The organism is Streptomyces sp. RerS4 (assembly GCF_023515955.1).
Classification (GTDB): Bacteria; Actinomycetota; Actinomycetes; order Streptomycetales; family Streptomycetaceae; genus Streptomyces.
The window spans coordinates 3782152-3799037 of record NZ_CP097322.1 but is presented as its reverse complement, the minus strand read 5'-3'; the positions used below and the strand labels follow the sequence as shown (position 1 = coordinate 3799037).

The 16886-nt window shown below is 72.2% G+C and carries 17 protein-coding genes and 2 tRNA genes; 5 read left to right on the top strand and 14 right to left on the bottom strand.

Annotated features, from left to right (window positions below; all coding sequences use genetic code 11):
• Window positions 1–72: 72 nt before the first annotated feature.
• The 4 genes from M4D82_RS17540 to M4D82_RS17525 form a co-directional block, all read right to left on the bottom strand.
• Window positions 73–951, bottom strand: coding sequence for an amidohydrolase family protein (locus tag M4D82_RS17540; protein ID WP_249766950.1), 879 nt, complete (start codon window positions 949–951; stop codon window positions 73–75).
• The gene (locus tag M4D82_RS17535) at window positions 935–1273 is read right to left on the bottom strand and encodes an antibiotic biosynthesis monooxygenase family protein (protein ID WP_249766949.1); all 339 of its coding nucleotides are present in this window, start codon (window positions 1271–1273) and stop codon (window positions 935–937) included. Before M4D82_RS17535 ends, M4D82_RS17540 begins: the two co-directional genes overlap by 17 nt.
• Window positions 1274–1413: 140 nt before the next feature.
• Window positions 1414–2295 (bottom strand): DUF2797 domain-containing protein, encoded by an 882-nt coding sequence (locus M4D82_RS17530; protein ID WP_249766948.1) that lies wholly within the window; start codon window positions 2293–2295, stop codon window positions 1414–1416.
• On the bottom strand, window positions 2292–2726 hold the full coding sequence (locus tag M4D82_RS17525; protein WP_249766947.1) for an Lrp/AsnC family transcriptional regulator: 435 nt from the start codon (window positions 2724–2726) through the stop codon (window positions 2292–2294). Before M4D82_RS17525 ends, M4D82_RS17530 begins: the two co-directional genes overlap by 4 nt.
• Before the next feature lie 107 nt (window positions 2727–2833).
• Here M4D82_RS17525 and M4D82_RS17520 point away from each other — a divergent pair, with 107 nt between their 5' ends.
• Window positions 2834–3781 (top strand): SMP-30/gluconolactonase/LRE family protein, encoded by a 948-nt coding sequence (locus M4D82_RS17520; protein ID WP_249766946.1) that lies wholly within the window; start codon window positions 2834–2836, stop codon window positions 3779–3781.
• Here M4D82_RS17520 and M4D82_RS17515 read toward each other — a convergent pair.
• The 3 genes from M4D82_RS17515 to M4D82_RS17505 form a co-directional block, all read right to left on the bottom strand.
• Entirely contained in the window at window positions 3759–4124 is a 366-nt protein-coding gene (locus tag M4D82_RS17515) for a PH domain-containing protein (protein ID WP_249766945.1), read from the bottom strand. The genes M4D82_RS17520 and M4D82_RS17515 overlap by 23 nt on opposite strands.
• Before the next feature lie 195 nt (window positions 4125–4319).
• Window positions 4320–4392, bottom strand: a tRNA-Arg gene (locus M4D82_RS17510).
• A 289-nt stretch (window positions 4393–4681) separates the two neighbouring features.
• Window positions 4682–4772: transfer RNA gene (locus tag M4D82_RS17505), tRNA-Ser, on the bottom strand.
• A 275-nt stretch (window positions 4773–5047) separates the two neighbouring features.
• Between M4D82_RS17505 and M4D82_RS17500 the strand changes: the two genes are divergently transcribed.
• The 4 genes from M4D82_RS17500 (at window position 5048) to M4D82_RS17490 (ending at window position 9549) form a co-directional block, all read left to right on the top strand.
• Window positions 5048–5473, top strand: a complete 426-nt coding sequence (locus M4D82_RS17500; protein ID WP_249766944.1) for an SSI family serine proteinase inhibitor — start codon at window positions 5048–5050, stop codon at window positions 5471–5473.
• Between the two features lie 119 nt (window positions 5474–5592).
• Window positions 5593–8130 (top strand): PAS domain-containing protein, encoded by a 2538-nt coding sequence (locus tag M4D82_RS17495; protein WP_502988951.1) that lies wholly within the window; start codon window positions 5593–5595, stop codon window positions 8128–8130.
• Entirely contained in the window at window positions 8037–8960 is a 924-nt protein-coding gene (locus M4D82_RS34610) for a response regulator transcription factor (RefSeq protein WP_502989073.1), read from the top strand. The genes M4D82_RS17495 and M4D82_RS34610 overlap by 94 nt, the downstream gene beginning before the upstream one ends.
• Window positions 8961–8973: 13 nt before the next feature.
• Entirely contained in the window at window positions 8974–9549 is a 576-nt protein-coding gene (locus tag M4D82_RS17490) for an antibiotic biosynthesis monooxygenase (RefSeq protein ID WP_249766943.1), read from the top strand.
• Window positions 9550–9592: 43 nt separating this feature from the next.
• Here M4D82_RS17490 and M4D82_RS17485 read toward each other — a convergent pair whose 3' ends face one another.
• The 7 genes from M4D82_RS17485 to M4D82_RS17455 all read right to left on the bottom strand — a co-directional run bounded on the left by M4D82_RS17485 (window position 9593) and on the right by M4D82_RS17455 (window position 16881).
• The gene (locus M4D82_RS17485; protein WP_249766942.1) at window positions 9593–11242 is read right to left on the bottom strand and encodes a long-chain fatty acid--CoA ligase; all 1650 of its coding nucleotides are present in this window, start codon (window positions 11240–11242) and stop codon (window positions 9593–9595) included.
• 215 nt (window positions 11243–11457) lie between these two features.
• Complete coding sequence (locus tag M4D82_RS17480; RefSeq protein WP_249766941.1) at window positions 11458–11991, bottom strand: SigE family RNA polymerase sigma factor; 534 nt, start codon at window positions 11989–11991, stop codon at window positions 11458–11460.
• 134 nt (window positions 11992–12125) lie between these two features.
• Complete coding sequence (locus M4D82_RS17475) at window positions 12126–13292, bottom strand: lipid-transfer protein (protein WP_249766940.1); 1167 nt, start codon at window positions 13290–13292, stop codon at window positions 12126–12128.
• Window positions 13289–13696 (bottom strand): MaoC family dehydratase, encoded by a 408-nt coding sequence (locus M4D82_RS17470; RefSeq protein ID WP_502988950.1) that lies wholly within the window; start codon window positions 13694–13696, stop codon window positions 13289–13291. Before M4D82_RS17470 ends, M4D82_RS17475 begins: the two co-directional genes overlap by 4 nt.
• A complete protein-coding gene (locus M4D82_RS17465; protein ID WP_249766939.1) occupies window positions 13693–14757 on the bottom strand; it encodes an acyl-CoA dehydrogenase family protein in 1065 nt (354 codons plus the stop codon). The genes M4D82_RS17470 and M4D82_RS17465 overlap by 4 nt, the downstream gene beginning before the upstream one ends.
• A 1-nt stretch (window position 14758) precedes the next feature.
• Window positions 14759–15712, bottom strand: coding sequence for a bifunctional MaoC family dehydratase N-terminal/OB-fold nucleic acid binding domain-containing protein (locus tag M4D82_RS17460; protein ID WP_249766938.1), 954 nt, complete (start codon window positions 15710–15712; stop codon window positions 14759–14761).
• Window positions 15709–16881, bottom strand: coding sequence for an acyl-CoA dehydrogenase family protein (locus M4D82_RS17455; protein ID WP_249771908.1), 1173 nt, complete (start codon window positions 16879–16881; stop codon window positions 15709–15711). Before M4D82_RS17455 ends, M4D82_RS17460 begins: the two co-directional genes overlap by 4 nt.
• Window positions 16882–16886 lie beyond the last annotated feature (5 nt).

The following is a 16886-nucleotide window of genomic DNA, read 5'->3' as shown; positions in this document are numbered from 1 at the left end:
CCACGCTGGCCGCCGCCTCTGAGAGCGTTCTTGCCGGTTCCTGTGAATCTCCTGAGAAAGCCGGGCCCGGTCTCAGCGGAGCGAGAAGAGGCGGGCGCCGTTGTCGTGACAGACCGCGCGCAGCCAGTCGTCGCCCAGGCCCAGCCGCTCCAGGGCCTCCAGCTGGTGCTCGTAGGGGTAGGGGATGTTGGGGAAGTCGGTGCCCAGCAGGATCCTGTCGCCCAGGTCGGCGAGGCGGCCGAGTTCCCCGGGCGGGAAGCCGGTGAGCCGCTCGGCGAAGTCGGTGAAGGCCATGGTCGTGTCGAGCCGCACCTCGGGGTGGCGCTCGGCGAGGTCGAGGAAATCGGCGTACTCGGGCATCCCCATGTGCGCGACGATCAGGGGCAGCCGGGGGTGGCGGGCCAACAGCCGGCCGATCGGCTCGGGTCCGGTGTGCTTGCCCGGGACGGGACCCGAACCGCAGTGGACGACGACCGGGATCCCCGCCTCGGCCAGCAGCCCCCACACCGGATCCAGCCGGTCGTCGTTCGGGTCGTACGCGCCGACCTGGAGGTGCGCCTTGAAGATCCGGGCCCCCCGCTCCACGGCCTGCCGGACGTACCCCTCCACCCCCTCCTCCGGGAAGAAGGTCGCGGTGTGCAGGCAGTCGGGGGTGCGCGCGGCGAACTCCGCCGCCCAGGAGTTGAGCCACGCGGCCATCGCCGGCTTGTGCGGGTAGAGCATGGCCGTGAAGGCCCGTACCCCGAACTCCCGTAGCAGGGCGACCCGCTGCTCCTCCTCGTGCCGGTAGGTGATGGGCCACTCGACGCCGGTCAGCGGGCCGACTGCGTCGAAGTAGTCCCAGACCTTGGCCAGGACCCGGTCGGGCATGAAGTGCGTGTGGACATCGACCAGTCCGGGGATCCCGAACCGCTCCCGGAAGGCCCGGATCGCGTCAGGCGTCGCGGACATAGCCGTGGCTCCGTTCCACGGTCGCGACGTGCAGGGTGTAGCTCTCGTACCAGTGGGCGCGGCCGTGCTTCATGGCCGCCTGGTGCTCCGCGTCCTGCCGCCAGGCGGTCAGGGTCTCGTGGTCGCGGAAGTAGGCGACGGTGATGCTGAGGCCACCGGGGGTGCGCGCGGACTCGTAGCCGAGCATGCCCGGGTTGTCCTGGACGAGTGCGTTCAACCGGGCGTCGGTCTCGGCGAAGCCGGTCTCGTCGGCGGTCCGCACGTTGGTGAACACCGCCATGACGTACGGCGGTTCGAAGGCCGGAAGGGGCTGGATGGTCATGGCCTCCACCCTCCGTGGCCGGCCCCTGGCATGTCCACAAAAACCGGCCCCGGAAGGCCAAAGGGATCCAAGTTTTGACCTTGTGACCTGGCTGCGGTCCCGGCGACCCAACGTCCGGCGGCCTGTGCCCGGTGCCCGGGTCAGAACAGCCCGTCCTGCTCGGCCGGGGGCGCGGACGGGGCGATGTCCACGAGCGGTGCGTCGGTGACCGCTCCCCGGGGAGCGGGCGCCAGCTCCCAACCGGCCAACAGTCGGGTGTCCACGACCAGCCCGTCCGTGAAGTGCAGGTCCGGCCCGGCGGCGCCCGCGAGCCGCCCCACGACGGCGGCGCCGGGCAGCAGCTGCGCGAGCCCCCAGGTCGGAACGGGCAGGTCAGCCAAGTCGAACGGCGCGGCGTGGTCGGTGACCTCGCACCCCAGCCGCTCCAGGGACTCAGGCCACCCGATGAGCGCGGTCGCGCGGGCGTGCAGCTCCGCCACCTCCCGGGCCCGCTCCGGCGCGGGCGGCAGCCCGGCCCGCGCGGCCCGCTTGCGGGAGTAGGCGATCCGGTCCGGGACCCCGAGGGCGGCGCGCAGCAGCTCCTCGGTGCGGCGGGTGGCCATCAGCGGGCCCCGCCCCAGCCAGGCCCAGGTCACCGCCCCCTGCTCCAGCAGCCGGACCGCGCCGCGCTCCTCGGCGGTGATCCCGACCTTGACCATGCCCGGCCCGAACCACGCGAGGTACACCCGGTAGGTGCGCGGGTCGGCGGCGTTCGTATCGGCAGCCACCGAGAACGACCGGTCCAGGCGGGCGCACTCCGGGCACTGGGCGTTCCCGGCCCGGCCGGGCACGCCCGCGCCCCGGGGGCACGGCGTCCGCCGCCCGGCCCGCCGCACGCCCAGGCACCGCCGCTCGCCCCGGGCCACGAACGCGAGCGCCTGCCCCCGCACGAGCGGGCTGCCGCGCTCCGCGCCCCCAGGCCCGTACCAGCCGATGGCGGGACGGCCGTCCGCCCAGCGGATCCCGGCGCACTGCCAGGTCACAGCGGCAGCGGTCGCTCGAAGAAGGTGTCCAGGACCACCGTGGCCTGGGTCCCGCTGACGCCGTCGATGGCGTAGAGCCGGCGCAGGACGTCCTGGAGCTGACCGGTGGAGGCCGCGCGCACCTTGACCAGCACGGAGGCGCTGCCCGCGATGACGTGCGCCTCCTGGATCTCCGGGATCGCGGCGAACGCGGTGCCCGAGTCACCCATCCAGGCGTCGGAGTCGACCATGACGTAGGCCAGCACCCCGCTGCCCACGGCTGCCGGATCCACCTCGATGGTCGTCCGCCGGATGACCCCCCGCTCCCGCAGCTTGCGGACGCGCTCGTGCGTGGCGCCGGCCGACAACCCGACGGCGGCGCCCAGAGCGGCGTAGGACTGCCCCGCGTCCTGCTGGAGGTGCAGGACCAGCGCCCGGTCGATGTCGTCCACGCGATCTTCCTCCCAGATACCCCTCGACTCTTGCGGAGACGGTACCGGATCCTGCAATCTCACCATCACACCGAATAGGGTTCGGTTCATCACCACCAGGGGGAATCATGCTTGGCATTGCCGACCTCACCTTGTACGAGATTCTGGATGAACGCTTCCGCACCGGCCGCTGCGCCAACGGCGACGCCCGACTGGAGCGGCTTCACGACGACTGCCGCTGGGCCGAGGGACCCCTCTATCTGCCGGCCTGGCGCCAGCTCGTGTGGAGCGACATCCCGAACGACCGCATGCTGCGCTGGGACGAAGCGACCGGGGCCGTCTCCGTCTTCCGTGACCGAGCCGGCCACTCCAACGGCAACACCCTCGACCGCGAGGGCCGTCTGATCACCTGCGAGCAGGGCAACCGACGCGTCACCCGAACCGAACCCGACGGCGGCATCACCGTCATCGCCGACCACTGGAACGGCAAGCGCCTCAACAGCCCGAACGACGCGGTGGTGCACTCGGACGGCTCCGTCTGGTTCTCGGACCCGGACTTCGGCATCACGAACGACTACGAGGGCCACCGCGCGCCGAGCGAGATCGGAGCCTGCAACCTCTACCGCGCCGACCCGACCACCGGCGAGGTCCGCCTCGTCGCGGACGGCTTCCTCGGCCCGAACGGCCTGGCCTTCTCCCCGGACGAGAGCGAGCTGTACGCGGCCGACACCCGCGCCGGCCACATCCGGGCCTTCAAGGTCGGCGACGACGGCACCCTCAGCGGCGACCGGGTCTTCACCGAATGCGCCCACGTGGACAACATCCGCTTCGACGACGAGGGCCGGCTGTGGGCGGCCGCGATGGAGTCCGGCGTGCACTGCTACGCGGCGGACGGGGACCTCATCGGCCGCCTGCGCGTCCCCGAGCCGGTATCGAACATCGCCTTCGGCGGCCCGAAGAACAACCGCCTCTTCATCACCGCCACCACCTCGCTGTACTCACTGGTGCTGTCGGTCACCGGCCTGCCCCGCGTACTTCCCGGCCGGCAGGCGCTCAGCGCGCGACGAACTGGGTGAGGATCGCCTGCACCTCGTAGATGTCGACACCCTTGGTGAACGTCTTCTCGATCGGCGTCGCGCTGCCCGATATCCAGATCTTCAGCTCGGCGTCCAGATCGAAGTGGCCGGCGGTCTCCACGGAGAAGTGCGTGATGCTCCGGTACGGGATGGAGTGGTACTCCACCTTCTTGCCGGTGATGCCCTGCTTGTCGACCAGCACCAGCCGGCGGTCGGTGAACAGGATGGTGTCCCGGATCAGCAAGTACGCGGCGTGCACCTGCTCGCCGTTGCCCAGCAGGCGCGCGAAGTCGCGCTGCGCCGAAACCGGATCCACCGTGTGCGCGTTCCCGAACAGTCCCATGACGTCCCCCCTCGGCTTTCGACCGTCTTCATTCGACCGTCTTCGAAAACCTTAGGCAAGGGACCGCGTGGTCCACGTCCCCCACCGGAGCGATCTCACCCCTGAGTACTTCCGGGGGACCGCCTCATCCTTCAGGAGGGCCCGCACATACGACAGAGGCCCTCAGGATTTCTCCTGAGGGCCTCTGACCTGCTGTGCACTCGGCAGGATTCGAACCTGCAACCTTCTGATCCGTAGTCAGATGCTCTATCCGTTAAGCTACGAGTGCTTGGGCTTCCCGGGGTTTTTCGCCCCGTTGGCCTTGCGAGAACAACAATACATGGACCTCGCCGGGACGCGAAATCCATTAGCCGCACCACCTCTGACCTGCGGAAACAGCCAGGAAGAAGATCGTCCGGGTGGATCCGCGAGCCGGCCGTGGCCTGCGCCTCTGCCCCTCAGACGTCTCTCGAAACCCCCACGACGCCTCCAAGGGGTGAACGGACCCCGGAACGCGCCGGCCCGGACCCCGAACGCACCGAAGCCCCGGTCCATGAGGACCGGGGCTTCGTGAAGTGCGGAGGCGGAGGGATTTGAACCCTCGATGGGTGGTAAGACCCAAACCGCATTAGCAGTGCGGCGCCATAGACCGGACTAGGCGACGCCTCCAGCACACCCCCGCGTACGAGGGTGCGTGCAGATGATGACACAGCCGTGGGGCCGCTCACCAATCCGCTGCCAACGGTACAAGGACCCGGGGCCGCAGGGCAAAGCCTTAAGCCCACTCGTACACACGCCACACACACGGCACGCACGCGGCCACAGGCGCCCGCGCGGCCGCTGCCCCGCGCTTCCCCGCGCGGTCGCGCGGAAGGACGGACGCAACGTCGGAGCGGCCCCGTCGTTGGTGAGGCGTACGACGTACGGACGACCTGGAGTGCCCCATGCTGCGTCTCGCCGCCTTCGCCGTCACCTCCGCCCTGGCCGCCGCCGCTGCCGGCCCCTTGCCACCGTTGCCCCTGGGCCGGCTGCTGGCGTCGCCCGACCGGCTCACCGTCAACATCTCGCACACCGGCAACTCCGATCTCGACGGCGAGTACCGACTCGAATGCCGGCCCGTCGGCGGCGACCACCCCGAGGCCGAGAAGGCCTGCGCCCTCCTCGACCGCTTCGCCAAGGACGGCGAGAACCCCTTCGCCCCCGAACCCAAGCGTCGGATGTGCACCTTCCAGGACGGCGGCCCCGCCACCGCGCGCGTCAGCGGAACCTGGCACGGCGAGAAGGTGAACGCGACCTTCCGCCGCAAGAACGGCTGCGACATCGCCCGGTGGAACGCCCTGGAACCTCTGCTTCCGACTGCGCGTTCCTGACCAGGGAGGATGCGGCGGATGCACGTTTTCCCCCGTACATCCGCCACCTTGCCGCGGGACGGTGCCCTTAGACTCCTCCCGTGACATGCCGGTAGTCGTGGTCAGGGAGGAAGCTCGTCGTGAGCAGCAGGCCATCCCGAGGCGCTGCTCGCCTCGCAGCAATACTCGACGCGCTTCCGGACGCGCTGTTGCTCGTCAACGCCAACGGCACGGTCGTCAACGCGAATTCGATCGCCCTCGAAGTCATGGAGAGCCCCGGAACCGGCCTCGTCGGCCGGGGCGTGCTCGACCTTTTCCCGGACTTCGACTCCAAGCTGATCCCCGGTTCGATGCGCCGCCCCGGCGACGACGTGTCCGGTCGGACCGCGCCCAGGCGGATGACCGCGCGCCGGACCGACGGCAGCGAGTTCCCCGTCGAACTCACCACCGCCCACCTCGACGGCCGTGACGCCTACCGCGAGCCCCAGCCCGCCTACACCGGCGACGAACTGCTGATGCTCGTCGTCCGCGACCTCTCCGAGACCGTGGACACCGAGGCCGAGCTGGCCCGCTCCCAGCGGCAGACCGAGATGATCCTGCGCGCCGCCGCCGAAGGCGTCGTGGGCACGGACACCGACGGCCGCGTCGTCCTCGTCAACCCGGCCGCCGCGCAGATCCTCGGCTACCGCGCCACCGACCTCGGCAACCGCGAGTTGCACGGCCTGGTGCAGCACTCCCGCGCCGACGGTTCGCCCTTCCCCTTCGACGAGTCCCCGCTCGCCGACACCCTGCGCAGCGGCCGCAAGCACCGCGTCCGCGGACAGGTGCTGTGGAACAAGGCCGGCCAGCCCGTCGCCGTCGACCTGACGACCTCCCCCGTACGGGACGGCGACGTCCTCGTCGGCGCGGTGATGACGTTCACCGACCGACGCCCCTACGACGCCCTCGCCGCGCGCCACGCCCAGCTGCTGGCCGTTCTCGGCGATTCCCTGCGCGGTCCGCTGGAGGAGCTGCGCGGCGAACTGGCCACGCTGGCCGCCGATGACGCGGGACAGCTGTGGCCCGAGGCCAACCAGCTGCTGCACCATCTGGCCGCCGGGTACTCGCGGATGACGACCCTGGTGGACAACGTCCTCGGCTTCCAGCGCCTGGACGCGGGCAGCGAGAAGCTCAAGAAGAAGAACGTCCTGATCAACACGGTCGTCGCCGCCGGTATCGACGGCGCGGTCGAACTGATCGGTCCCGGCCGCGCGCAGTTCGCCGTCCACGCCCCGACCATCGAGGCGGAGGTGGACGCGAAGCACATCGCGACCGCGCTCGCGCACCTCGTCGCGGACGTCGCCGGGGTGGACGCCACCGGCAAGACCGCCCAGGGCAGCGGATACGGGGACTCCACGATCGTGGTCGCGGCCGCGCAGCGCGGTGACGTCGTACGGATCGAGGTGCGCGGCCCCTACGAGGGCGGCGACCCGGTGCACGAACCGATCGTGCGGGGCATCGTCAACGCGCACAGCGGTGTGCTCCAGACGGTGGAGGTCCCGGGGGCGCCCGGCGGGGCGTACGTGCTGGAACTGCCGCTGGGCTCCGGAGCGGGGACCGTGACCCTGCCGGAACCGGCGGAGGAGCCCGCGGCGCAGGCCGCCGCCCAGACCTCCGACGGCTCCGGCGGTACCGGCGGCCCGGCGACGGTGTCCGGTGGTCGGCGTGGCCGGCGCGGGGTGGACGCCTTCCTGGACGACGAGACGGCCGAGCCGAAGTCCCCCGGGGCGCGCGAGGGCGGGGGCGCGCTCGCGCTGCCGTCCGGGCGACGCCGCGCCGACGGCACCGTCGCACCGGGCGGGTCCGGCCCGGAGCTGGCGCAGTCCCCGGTGAACCCGGCCGGGCTCGGTACCGGTCGGCGGCGGGGTCGGGACGGCGACGACGGCGGCGGTGACCCCGGCCGCCCGGAGCCAGCCGGCCGGTGCCCCCGCAGGGGACCGCCATGCCCGCGCTCCCGCCCGTGCGGCGGTGCCTCCGGTCCCGGTGACCGAGCACCCTGCCGGACGCCGCCGCGCCCTGGGCCCCGCGGGCCCGCCGCGCAGCCCGGCGGTCCCGTGCCGGCGGCCGGTCTCGCGGCGCCCGCCGCGCCCCGGCCGATCGCTCCCGAGGGCGGGTTCGCCCTGCCCGCCGGGCCGACGCCGCCCAGTCTCCGACCCCGACGCCGGCTCCGACCCCGCTCCGACCCCGGCCGTCGGACCGCAGGCCCACGCGATGGCCGGTGCGGCCCCGTGCCCGGTGGCGCCGAGGGCGACGCCGACGCCCCGGGCGGGCGCCGTGGCCGTCGCGTCCTCGGGCGCCCGGCGGCGTACCCGCCGAACCCGAGCCGCCGACCGGTCCCGCCGAGGACCCCGTACACCCGACCGGGCGGCGGCGCGCGCTGCCGGCGACCCCGGCCTGGCCCGTTCCGGCGGCCCGGACCGCCCCCGAGGACACCGACGGGGCGGGGCAGGTCTCCGTACCCGGCGCCCGGCACCCCGGGGACGCCGCGGGTGCGGGGCATCCGATCAGCGTGCGCGCGCTCGGCACCCTGGGCCAGGGCCTCTCCGTGGACCCCGGCGCGGCGGGACCCGGTGGTTCCGGCTCCGGTCGACGGCGTCGGCTCTCCGAACCGCCCCCGCAGGGGCGGGCCTTCGCCATAGGGGCCCCCGAGGCGGGCGCCGCCGAGGGCCCCGAACCGCTGGACGGTCCCGGGGGGGCCGTCGAGGTGGTCAACCGGCCCGTTCCGCAGCCGGTGGACGACGAGCTGCCGCCCGAGCCGCTGGACAACCCCCGGCGGCTGCTGGTGTGGCCCGCGCCGGACGCGCAGACGCAGCAGGCCCTCAGCGACCGCGGCTACCGCCCGGTGATCGTGCACTCCCGTGAGGAGGTCGACGCGCAGATCGCGGCGTTCCCCGCCGCGCTGTTCGTCGACCCGCTGACCGGCCCGATCACCCGGACCGCCCTGCAGTCCCTGCGGCAGGCCGCGATGGCCGCGGAGGTCCCCGTCCTGGTGACGGCCGGGCTGGGGCACGCCACGCGCGAGGCGGCGTACGGGGCCGATCCGGCGGTGCTGTTGAAGGCGCTCGCGCCGCGCGACAGCGAACAGCACCCCTCCCGGGTACTGCTGATCGAGGAGCACGACGAGATCGCGACCGCCCTGACCGCCGCGCTGGAGCGGCGTGGCCTTCAGGTCGGCCGGGCGGGCGCCGACACCGACGCCGTGGAGCTGGCGAGCCGAATGCGGCCCAACCTGGTGGTCATGGACCTGATGCAGGTCCGCCGTCGGCGGGCCGGGATCGTGGACTGGCTGCGCGCCCACGGGCAGCTGAACCGCACCCCGCTGGTCGTGTACACCACCGCCGGGATCGAGCAGGGCGACCTGCCGAGGCTGGCGTCCGGTGAGAGCGTGCTGTTCCTCGCGGAGCGGGCGACCACGACCGACGTCCAGGGCCGCATCGTGGACCTGCTGGCCAAGATCGGCACCAACTAGCCATCCTGGGCCGATGGCCATCACCGATACGACCGAGCACAGCGTCCCCGCCGACAACGGGGAGGTGAGCCTGCTCATCGCGCGGCAGGTGGAGCCGGGCTACGAGGACGCGTTCGAGACGTGGGCGCGCGGGATCCTGGAGACCGCCGCCGGCTTCCCGGACCACCTCGGGTACGGGCTGTTCCGCCCGGCGGCCGAGGGGGCTCCGTGGTTCCTCGTCCACCGCTTCCGTGATCAGGCCGCCTTCCAGCGGTGGCAGGACTCGCCGGAGCGGGCGCGGTGGTTCGCGCACTGCGAGGGCCACCACCACACCGAGATAGCCCGGCGTGAACTGCACGGCATGGAGACGTGGTTCGCGAAGCCGGGTACGACCCGGCCGGCGCCGCCCCGGTGGAAGATGGCGATCAGCTCGGGGCTGGCCATCTTCCCGATCTCGCTGGCGGGGAACGCGCTGCTCGGGCCGTACCTGGTGGATGTGCACTTCGTGCTGCGGACGGCCGCGTTCGCCGTCGTCTTCAGCACCCTGATGACCTACGTGGCCATGCCCGCCGTCAGCAGGCTGCTGCGGCCATGGCTCACGAAGGACTGAAGCCGGTCCGATCCCGGGTCGGCGGCCCGGACCGGCCCCTGGGTCAGTCCAGCTGCGTGACGTCCAGCTCGCCGTCGGCGTACTGCCGGCGGATCACCTTCTTGTCGAACTTGCCGACGCTCGTCTTCGGGACCGCCGCGACGAGCGACCAGCGCTCCGGCAGCTGCCACTTGGCGATCGACTGGCCGAGGAATTCGCGCAGTCCCGCGTAGTCCACCGTGGCGCCGTCCTTGAGGACGACGGTGGCCAGCGGGCGCTCGCCCCACTTCTCGTCCGGGACGGCGACGACCGCTGCCTCGGCCACTTCGGGGTGGGCCATCAGGGCGTTCTCCAGCTCGACGCTGGAGATCCACTCCCCGCCGGACTTGATGACGTCCTTGGCCCGGTCGGTGAGCGTGAGGAAGCCGTCGGCGCTGATCACGCCGACGTCGCCCGTCTTGAGCCAGCCGTCCGCGCTGAACTTGTCCTCGGGGCGGACGGGTTCACCCGAAACCCCGCCGTAGTAGGAGCTCGCGATCCAGTTGCCGCGCACCTCCAGCTCGCCGGCGGACTCGCCGTCCCACGGCAGGTGGTCGCCACCGGGGCCGACGAGACGGGCCTCGACGCCGGCGGGGAAGCGTCCCTGGGTGATGCGGTAGGACCATTCCTCCTCGGCGCTCAGCCCGGCGGGCGGATGCGCCATCGTGCCCAGCGGGGAGGTCTCCGTCATGCCCCAGGCGTGGCAGACGCGGATGCCGAGCCGGTCGTAGGCCTCCATCAGGGAGGGCGGGCAGGCCGAACCGCCGATGGTGACCTGCTTCATCGAGCTGATGTCGCGCGGGTTGGCGGTGACCTCGGCGAGCAGGCCCTGCCAGATGGTGGGGACGGCCGCGGCGTAGGTGGGCTTCTCCCGCTCGATCATCTCGGCGAGCGGCCCCGGCTGGAGGAAGCGGTCCGGCATCAGCATGTTGACGCCGGTCATGAACGTCCCATGAGGCAGGCCCCAGGCGTTCACGTGGAACTGTGGGACGACGATGAGGCCGGTGTCCTTGTCGGTCAGGCCCATCGACTCGGTCATGTTGACCTGCATGGAGTGCAGGTAGATGGACCGGTGGGAGTAGACGACGCCCTTGGGGTCCCCGGTGGTGCCCGAGGTGTAACACATGGCGGCGGCCTGGCGTTCGTCGAGCTCGGGCCAGTCGTAGTGGTCGGAGCGGCCCGCCAGGAGCTCCTCGTAGTCGTGGACGCGCACGCCGAGCCCGTCCAGGACGGAACGGTCGCCGATGCCCGAGACGACGACGTGCTCGATCGTCGGCAGGTGCGGCAGCAGCGGCGCGAGCAGCGGCAGGAGGGTTCCGTTGACCAGGACGACCTTGTCCGCCGCGTGATTGACGATGAAGACGAGCTGCTCGGGAGGCAGCCGCAGATTCAGCGTGTGCAGGACCGCGCCCATGGACGGGATCGCGAAGTACGCCTCGACGTGCTCGGCGTTGTTCCACATGAGGGTCGCGACACGGTCGTCCTGTTGGACCCCCAACTCGTCGCGCAGGGCGTTGGCGAGGCGGGTGGCGCGGGTACCGATCTCGGCGAAGCTGCGGCGTTGCGGCTCGGCCTCCCCGGTCCAGGTCGTGACCTGGGACTTCCCGTGGATCGTCATCCCGTGACGGAGTATGCGGGTGACGAGGAGCGGTACGTCCTGCATGGTGCTCAGCAAAGCGTCCTCCCGGTGAGCGCTACGGCGCTGCGGCGGATTGCGGATGCTGCCGATTCTGCGCACGTACCGGTCGGCATGTCACTACCCGGGAGTACAAACGGCTGGTCCGATCCCTGGGCGGGTCGGTGCCGGGCGATGTTTCACGTGAAACACGAGCATCGGGCGCGTCGGGCGTCTTGGCTTGTTTCACGTGAAACAAGGGCCGGCCCGATGGGTCAGCGCACCGGGGTGAGTTCGGGGTCCTCGCGGAGCTTGCCCAGGGCCCGGGAGACGGCGCTCTTGACGGTACCGACCGAAACGCCGAGCAGCTCGGCCGTCTGCGCCTCGCTCAGGTCCTCGTAGTAGCGCAGGACGACCATGGCCCGCTGCCGGTCGGGCAGCCGGGTCACCGCGCGCCACATCGCGTCGCGCAGCGCCTGCGCCTCGGCGGCGTCGACCCCCGGCGTCTCCTCGCTCTCCGGGAGCTCGTCACAGATGAACTCGTCGACCTTGCGCTTGCGCCACTGGGAGGTCCGGGTGTTGACCAGGGCCCGGCGGACGTAGCCGTCCAGGGCCCGGTGGTCCTCGATCCGGTCCCAGGCGACATAGGTCTTGGCGAGAGCCGTCTGAAGGAGGTCCTCGGCGTCGCAGGGGTTGGCGGTGAGCGAGCGCGCGGTACGCATCAGGACCGAGCCGCGGGTCCGGACGTACGCCGAGAACGACGGGTACGGCGTCGGGTTCGAGGCGAGCGTGCACACAGGCGTGGTCATGGCTCCACGCTAGGAGCGGGCGACGGCCCTGGGATCGCCCGCAGGTGCCGAAGCCGGCTCCATCTCAGGTTGTAGGCCCGGCCCACGCTCCACCTCCTGAAGGTGGAGGGGCGGGAGACCGAGGGCCCGGGTCCTCAGCCGTCGGCGCCGAGGACCAGACCGGACGTCGGGACGCCGGTACCGGCCGTGACCAGGGCGTGGGCAGCGCCCGCGACCTGGTTGACCGAGGTGCCGCGGATCTGACGGACGGCTTCGGCGATGCCGTTCATGCCGTGCAGGTACGCCTCGCCGAGCTGGCCGCCGTGGGTGTTGAGCGGCAGCGCGCCGGCCGCCACGAAGTCCGCCGCCTCCCCGGGGCCGCAGAAGCCGAACTCCTCCAGCTGCATCAGCACGAAGGGGGTGAAGTGGTCGTACAGGATGCCGACGTCGATGTCGGAGGGGCGCAGTCCGCTGGTCCGCCACAGCTGTCGGGCCACCACGCCCATCTCCGGAAGTCCGGTGAGATCGTCGCGGTAGAAGGAGGTCATCGCCTCCTGGCGACGGCCCGCGCCCTGCGCCGCCGCCGTGATCACGGCGGGCCTCTGACGCAGGCGACGGGCCCGCTCGGGCGTGGTGACGACGAGGGCTTGGCCGCCGTCGGTCTCCTGGCAGCAGTCCAGCAACCGCAGCGGCTCCACGATCCAGCGCGAGGCGGCGTGGTCGGCGAGGGTGATCGGCTTGCCGTGGAAGTACGCGGCGGGGTTGTTCGCGGCATGCCGACGGCCGGTGACCGCGACGTGCCCGAAGGCCTCCGGGGTCAGGCCGTAGGTGTGCAGGTAGCGCTGGGCGATCATGGCCACCCAGGAAGCCGGTGTGAGCAGGCCCCACGGCAGCGACCAGCCGAGGGCCGCGCCCTCCGCCGACGGTTCGCGCTGCTGGACCCCGGAGCCGAAGCGGCGGCCGGAGCGCTCGTTGAAGGCGCGGTAGCAGACCACGACCTCCGCGACGCCGGTGGCGACGGCGAGGGCGGCCTGCTGGACGGTCGCGCAGGCCGCGCCGCCTCCGTAGTGGATGCGGGAGAAGAAGGAGAGGTCCCCGATGCCGGCCGCCTGGGCGACGGTGATCTCGGGGCTCGTGTCCATGGTGAAGGTGACCAGGCCGTCGACGTCGGCCGGGCCGAGTCCGGCGTCGTCGAGGGCGGCGTGCACCGCCTCGACGGCGAGTTTGAGCTCACTGCGCCCGGAGTCCTTGGAGAACTCGGTCGCCCCGATCCCGACGATGGCGGCCCGGCCGCCCAGGTCGTCCCTGTTCCGCACGCTCATGCCGCGCCTCCGAGCGTCACGGTGACGGTGCCCGTGACGTGGTGGCCGATGGCGTTGACGCCGACGACCCGGATCTCGGCGGCGTCCCCGTCGAGAGCGGTGACGGTGCCGGTCAGGGTCATCGTGTCGCCGGGGTAGTTGGGGGCGCCGAGCCGGATGGCCACCTTGCGCAGCACCGCACGTGGTCCGAGGTGGTCGGTGATGTACCGGCCGACCAGGCCGTTGGTGGTGAGGATGTTCATGAAGATGTCCGGCGAGCCCTTCTCGCGGGCGCTCTCCGCGTCGTGGTGCACGTCCTGGTAGTCGCGCGAGGCCATCGCGCCCGCGACGATCAGCGTGCGGGTCACCGGGATCTCCAGCGGCGGCAGCGCGTCGCCGACGTTCAGCGGTGCCTCGCCGTTCATACGGGTTCTCCCTCGGCTATCGAAGCGCCCAGTTCCTCCAGCAGCTCGCTGCCACAGCCCAGGTAGGCGTCCAGTTGGCGCCCCCACAGGAAGTGCCGGTGGACGGGATGGTCCAGGTCGGCGCCCGTGCCGCCGTGGAGGTGCTGACCCGCGTGCACGACCCGCTTGCCCGCCTCCGAGGCCCACCAGGCCGCCGTGAGGACGTGCTCGTGCGCCGTGAGCCCCTGGTCGAGGCGCCAGGCGGCCTCGTAGGCGGTGACGCGGATCGCCTCGGTGTCCATGTACGCGTCGGCCGCGCGCAGCATCACGCCCTGGTTCGTGGACAGCGGGCGCCCGAACTGCTCGCGGGTGGAGGTGTACTCCACGGCGCGTGCCAGCGAGCCGGCGCAGACGCCCGCCTGGAGCCCGGCGAAGGCGGTACGGGCCGCGGCGAGGGTGGCTTCGTAGGCGCCCGGCCCGCCGAGTCGCTCGGCGGGGGCGTCGCTCAGGGTGAGCCGGCCCGCCGCCCAGGGGGCGGTCGTCTCCACCGGCTCCGTGCGCGCGCCGGGCGCGTCCGTCCGTACGATCCACAGCGCGCGGTCGGCGTCGGGGACGAGTACGTGGGTGGCGTCGCGCAGCCACGGCACGACCGGGGCGACGCCGGTGAGGCGGCCCTCGGCGGAAGCGGTGGCGGCGGCGGTCGCGGCGGCGGCGGCGGTGATCCGGCCGCGCGTGGGGAAGGCGCCGGCGGCGACCGCCTCGCCGGTCCCGAAGGCGGGCAGGAGTCGGGTCCGCTGCTCGTCGGTGCCGTGCGCGGCGACCGGCAGGATCCCGTAGGCGCAGGTGGCGGCGTAGGGGACCTGCGCGGTGGTGCGGCCCTGTTCCTCCAGCAGCAGCACCAGGCCGAGGAGGCCGACGTCCTCCACTGCCGCGATCAGTCCGGCGGTGCTGAGGGCCTTCCACAGTTCGGCGTCGCTCCCGGTGCCGGCCGCGGCGAGGCGTTCGTGGGTGGCGAGGTCGCGGAAGATCCGGGCGGCGAGGGCTGCCGCCTCGGCCTGTTCCACGGTGGGGTGGAAGTCCATGTCAGCCCGCTCCCCCTCGGAAGACGGGGAGTTCGAGCGTGTCGTCGACGCGCAGGAACTCCAGGTGGACGGGGAGGCCGATGCGGACCTTGTCGTAGGGGACACCGGTGATGTTGCCGATGATCCGTACGCCCTCCGCCAGCTCGACGAGGGCCACCGCGTACGGGGGATCGAAGGCGGGGAAGGGCGGGTGGTGCATGACGACGTACGAGTACACCGTGCCGGCGCCGCTCGCCTCGACGGTGTCCCATTCGGGGGAGGAGCAGGCGTTGCAGCCGGGGAGCCAGGGGAAGCGCAGGGTCCGGCAGGCGGTGCAGCGCTGGATCAGCAGTCTGTGCTCGCGGACCCCGTCCCAGAACCCCTGGTTGTCGCGGTTGATCACGGGACGCGGACGGCGGGGCCGCTGGGGCGCGGTCTGCGGGCGGGCGGTCTCCGGGCCGGCGGTCTGCGGGCGTGCCGCCGGGGCGTACTTGAGGATGCGGAAGCGGTGCGTGCCGGCTGGTTCGCCGTTCGCGCGGACGTCCATCCGGGTGGTCACGAAGTGCCCGGTGCCCAGCTTGGTCGTCTTGCGCGGGGAGACCGACTCGATGACGGCGTCGAAGGTGACCGTGTCGCCGGGGCGCAGCGGGCGCAGGTACTCCTGCTCGCAGTCGGTCGCGACGACCGAGGTGCAGCCCGCGCCGTCGAGGAGTTCGAACAGTTCGTCGTAGGCGGAGGAGCGGTCCGTGTGGCCGGAGAGTCCGCCCATCGTCCAGGCCTGGAGCATCGTGGGCGGTGCGATGGCGTCGGGGCCGGTGTAGTTCGGGTTGCTGTCCCCCATGGCCTCACACCAGTGGCGGATCATCGGCTCGTTCACCACGTCCTTGGCCCGGCCGGCGGTGGCGGCGGGGCGGCCCTCGAAGGTCCGCAGCAGGGCGTGGAACCGCTCGTCGGACGGTGTCAGTGTCCTGGTCATCGCTTCCTCCCCTTCATACCGAGGCGCATCATGGCGACGATCTCCCGTTGGACCTCGCTGACGCCGCCGCCGAAGGTGTTGATCTGGGCCGCGCGGTTCAGCCGTTCCAGCTCGCCGCCCGCGATGCCGGCGGCCCCTCTGATCAGCGCTTCCTCACCGACCGCCTCCTGGCACACGCGGTAGACCTCGACGGTGGACTCGGTGCCGAGGAACTTGACGCCGCTGGCGTCACCGGGAGCCAGGGTGCCCGCGCCCACGTCCTGGACGAGGCGCCAGTTGAGGAGGCGTACGGCGGCCAGCCGCGCGTGCGCCTCGGCGAGCCGGGACCGTACCCAGGGGCGGTCGGCCGGGCGCTCGCCGGTGACCGGGTCGGGGGCGCGGGCGTGGGCGAGGGCGACCTCGTAGAAGTCCTCGGCCTGCATGCCGATGGCGGCGAGGGCGACGCGCTCGTGGTTGAGCTGGTTGGTGATCAGGCCCCAGCCTCCGTGTTCGGGGCCGACGAGGTTGCCGGCGGGGACGCGGATGGCGTCGTAGTACGTCGCCGTGGTGGTGAGTCCGCCGACCGTCTCGATCGGGGTCCAGCTGAAACCGGGGCTGTCGGTGGGCACGAGGATGATCGAGATGCCCTGGTGTTTGGGGGCGTCGGGGGCGGTGCGGCAGGCCAGCCAGATCCAGTCGGCGTTCTGGGCGTTGGAGGTGAAGATCTTCTGCCCGTCGATGCGCCAGTGGCCGTCGGGGCAGGCACCCGGGCCGTTTTCCCGTACGGCGCGGGTGCGCAGGGCGGCGAGGTCGGTGCCGGCCTCGGGCTCGGAGTAGCCGATGGCGAAGACGATGTCGCCCTTGAGGATGCGGGGCAGGAAGTAGTCCTTCTGCTCCTGGGTGCCGTACTTCATGAGGGTGGGGCCGACGGTGTTGAGGGTGACCATGGAGACGGGCGCGCCGGCGCGGTAGGCCTCGTCGAAGAAGACGAACTGCTCGTCGGGGTCGCGGCCTTGGCCGCCGTACTCGACGGGCCAGCCGAGGCCGAGCAGCCCGTCGGCGCCGATGCGGCGCAGCAGGGCCCGTTGGGCGGCCGGGTCCTCGGGCGGCCCGTCGGGGAGCAGTTCCCGGAAGTACGCGCGCAGTTCGACGCGGAGCCGCGACTGGGCTTCGGACGGGGCGAGGTGCACGACTC

What these genes read in the sequence shown, in the direction of transcription:
- M4D82_RS17480 (WP_249766941.1), bottom strand. Translation starts at nt 11,991, where the DNA reads ATGACCACGCCTGTGTGCACGCTCGCCTCGAACCCGACGCCGTACCCG.
- M4D82_RS17470 (WP_502988950.1), bottom strand. Translation starts at nt 13,696, where the DNA reads ATGAACGGCGAGGCACCGCTGAACGTCGGCGACGCGCTGCCGCCGCTG.
- M4D82_RS17535 (WP_249766949.1), bottom strand. Translation starts at nt 1,273, where the DNA reads ATGACCATCCAGCCCCTTCCGGCCTTCGAACCGCCGTACGTCATGGCG.
- M4D82_RS17520 (WP_249766946.1), top strand. Translation starts at nt 2,834, where the DNA reads ATGCTTGGCATTGCCGACCTCACCTTGTACGAGATTCTGGATGAACGC.
- M4D82_RS17460 (WP_249766938.1), bottom strand. Translation starts at nt 15,712, where the DNA reads ATGACCAGGACACTGACACCGTCCGACGAGCGGTTCCACGCCCTGCTG.
- M4D82_RS17540 (WP_249766950.1), bottom strand. Translation starts at nt 951, where the DNA reads ATGTCCGCGACGCCTGACGCGATCCGGGCCTTCCGGGAGCGGTTCGGG.
- M4D82_RS17465 (WP_249766939.1), bottom strand. Translation starts at nt 14,757, where the DNA reads ATGGACTTCCACCCCACCGTGGAACAGGCCGAGGCGGCAGCCCTCGCC.
- M4D82_RS17475 (WP_249766940.1), bottom strand. Translation starts at nt 13,292, where the DNA reads ATGAGCGTGCGGAACAGGGACGACCTGGGCGGCCGGGCCGCCATCGTC.
- M4D82_RS17500 (WP_249766944.1), top strand. Translation starts at nt 5,048, where the DNA reads ATGCTGCGTCTCGCCGCCTTCGCCGTCACCTCCGCCCTGGCCGCCGCC.
- M4D82_RS17490 (WP_249766943.1), top strand. Translation starts at nt 8,974, where the DNA reads ATGGCCATCACCGATACGACCGAGCACAGCGTCCCCGCCGACAACGGG.
- M4D82_RS17515 (WP_249766945.1), bottom strand. Translation starts at nt 4,124, where the DNA reads ATGGGACTGTTCGGGAACGCGCACACGGTGGATCCGGTTTCGGCGCAG.